Source organism: Thermovirga sp. (assembly GCA_012523215.1).
Lineage (GTDB): Bacteria > Synergistota > Synergistia > Synergistales > Thermovirgaceae > 58-81.
On the sequence record JAAYIZ010000308.1, the window covers coordinates 1 to 3,018 of the forward strand.

Genomic DNA, 3,018 nt, shown 5'->3' on the forward strand with positions numbered 1-3,018 from the left:
ATGGCGGACTGCCTCCTGATCTCCTTCAGGACCTCCATCCCCGAAAGCCCGGGGAGCATCACGTCCAGGATCACCAGCGAGTACCGTTCCGCCAGGACCTTTGAGACGACCTTGCCGCCGTCGTGGATGGATTCGATCTTGAAGCCCTCCGATTCAAGGAACTCGGTGAGCAATTCGCAAAGGCCCGCATCGTCATCGGCAAGCAGTATCCGTTCCACGGCTTTTCCCCCTGATCAAGAAGGTTTTCTCCATACTACCCCATGGAGGCCTTAAAAGCCGTCAAGAATGGTAACCCCTTGTAAAGGGGCCCTTTACTTTTCTTTACAGGTAAAATACCAGCTCTTTATAGCTCGGCTATGACGTCGATCTCCACGAGGATTCCCAGCAGCGCACTCCCTACGGTGGTCCTCACCGGATAGGGAGCGTTGAAGAATTCCCTGTAAACATCGTTGAAGGCATGGAAATCCTCGAGGTCGGCAAGATGGACCGTGGCCTTCACCACATGGTCCATGGTGGCAACCCCCGCCTGGAGAATGTTACTGATGTTGGTCAGAACCTGTCGGGTCTGCTCCTCGATGGTCTCGGGGATCTTGCCCGTCTCAGGATTCAATGGACCTTCTCCCGATACATAGATCCTGTTCCCCACTTTTATACCCTTAGAATAAAAACCGATGGGCTTGGGCGCTAAATCGGTACGAATCTCCTTCTTCATCAGTCCGATCCTCCTCTTAGCATGTTTCTCATCTTCCAGTCTCGTTGGGAAATGGGGCCTGACCTAGCCCTCGTAGCTCTCAATCGGGGGGTAATATCCAGTGACTAGGCTGAACCTGCAGAGATGGGCAGCGATTTGTTTCAATCCACCTGGTTCACAATTATTAGTGTAGCACAAGCTTATTTTTCCATGGGACACCGGACTTCGCAAAGAGGCGTCGTAATCTCTCCTTAAAATCTTAAGTCAGCGGGGATCGAAATCGGGGGAAGCGGGAAAACCACTTTCCGCCCCCCCCGCGCATTCGAAAGTGCCCATCTGCAGACTTCCTTCCCCAGGGGTAAGACCTTCTTTCCCTATGGGCAAACAAAAAAAGTTGCCTCCTCAAGGAGGTCGTCTCGAAATCGGCACTCAAGATCCGAACATTATAACGAGGTCTGAATTAGGAACACCCTCGGGGAAGATCTGTATATCCAATCTCCATTCCAGGCGTACTACAGTACTTCCATACGTGCTGGCGTGCTTCCCAAGGGTGTTGATCCTTCAGGACCGACGACAATTGTTTGGCTCAATCCAACGGCCCAACAACCCCGTTTGCGCAAGGACATCGGCAAATGGAACACCATGCCTGATCTAAGGATCAACGGGGAGTTGGTCATAATCTTATTCCCAAGCCGCTCAACCCAAGTTGGGGGATAAGCAATTCCAACGGGATAACCGACAATGTTATGGAAAAGACGGTCGGGAAGGCCCTCCGCGAGGACTCCCATGGCAGCTTCCGCTACCGTCTGTGCCGGCACACCATCCTTGGCGACTTCCAGGATAACGTCAACAGCGCTACTGGTGACCCGGGCGGCTAATTCACGCTCAGGATCGGTGGCACCCAGCGAAAAGGTCCGCATAAGAGGAGACACATAGCGACGAACCGTTCCCGTTAGTTCAAAGAAGACGCTATCACCCTTCTTCAGGGTATAGCCTGCAAAGTTACAAAAAGGAATCCCTCCGCGATAGGCAGCGCAAACAATAGGATCGCAAGGCCCCTGGTCTCCACCTTGGCGGAACATGGCAGCACTCGCCGCGGCTGCCAATTCCCGATCAGTACAACCCGGTGCCAAGATTGCTGCTGCGGCTGCCACGGCAATTTCGGTGAGCTTTGCCGCCTCTCGCATGTACTTCAGTTCCTGGTCCGTCTTAACGATCCTTATCGATTCGATAATACCGAAACCGTCCCTCACCTCTATTTCTGAAGAACTCCGCTTTAAGCCTTCAGCGAGTCGGCCCATTTGCTTGGGCCAAGCGTAATCAACCCCCACCACCTTGGCTCCTGCTGCATGTTTACGAACTGCACCCAGTGCAACTTCGACAGGATCCTGAAACTCACTGTAAAAAACAGTAGAGTACACGCCCGAGGTATGGTGATATACAGGCTCATAAAATTCATTAATGACTAAAACGGGTTCCAAGTCTAGAGGTAAAATCAGGCACTCCAACCCGAGAGGACCAATACTGTCAAATCCAGTGAGATAATACAGATTGGTGGAGTCGGTCACCAACAACAAGTCCACGCCAGCCTTGCCCATATTCTCCCTTACAACGGTCGCCCGCCTTGCGTACTCTTCCTTGCCAAAAGCCGGATCTTGAGGTACGAAACATTTCGTGCAACCCATTTTCTTTCACTCCTATCACTCAGTTTTTGTCGCCAGGTCAAATTGGCGCAATACTTCAGCCACTGCCGCAGCACGGTCTGCCAAAATTCGGCGACCAAGCTCTGCAGAAGCTCCGTCGGCAGGGCCGGTTACACCGCCAATCCGTGACCATTCATCGTGTCGGTTCACCAAGAACCCAGGACTCAAAACCAAGTCAAAAAAGGCATCCTTGTCACCCAATCGGGGATCAGGCGTTCCAACAAGATCACCGGCAATATGCATAATAAGTGCCGTTTCGTACGTTCCAGCATGATCAAGAGGAGTAATCGGCGGATCGGGCAACACTGAGGTCAAGGTCCAATAGGAGCAGGCACCTACTATGATATCGGTATCGAGAATCACGTCATTGCATACCAGTCTCATGGGCAAATCGTTTCCGCCATGGCCATTGACGAAAACCAATCGGCGGAAACCAGACGTCGCAAGGGAGGTGCAAATATCCCGAAGAACTTGGATGTAGGTGTTAGCGCTCAAGGACACGGTGCAGGCAAAAAGGTGGTGATTTGAACTACCTATGGGGAGCAAAGGGGCGATCACGATTGGCGACTCGATGTCTAACAGCGAAATAGCCTCCCTGGTGACAGCTTCACATATCAATGAATC

The 3,018-nt window shown here is 52.1% G+C and carries 4 protein-coding genes; all 4 read right to left on the reverse strand.

Annotation, left to right across the window (positions count from 1 at the left end):
- Positions 1 to 218: response regulator transcription factor (locus GX108_08275; protein ID NLO57017.1), on the reverse strand; the 218-nt coding region annotated here is incomplete at its 3' end.
- A gap of 125 nt (positions 219 to 343) precedes the next feature.
- A complete protein-coding gene (locus GX108_08280) occupies positions 344 to 715 on the reverse strand; it encodes a RidA family protein (GenBank protein NLO57018.1) in 372 nt (123 codons plus the stop codon).
- 488 nt (positions 716 to 1,203) lie between these two features.
- On the reverse strand, positions 1,204 to 2,376 hold the full coding sequence (locus GX108_08285; protein ID NLO57019.1) for an aminopeptidase P family protein: 1,173 nt from the start codon (positions 2,374 to 2,376) through the stop codon (positions 1,204 to 1,206).
- Positions 2,377 to 2,391: 15 nt separating this feature from the next.
- The coding region (locus GX108_08290) for a creatininase family protein (GenBank protein ID NLO57020.1) at positions 2,392 to 3,018 on the reverse strand (627 nt) is incomplete at its 5' end.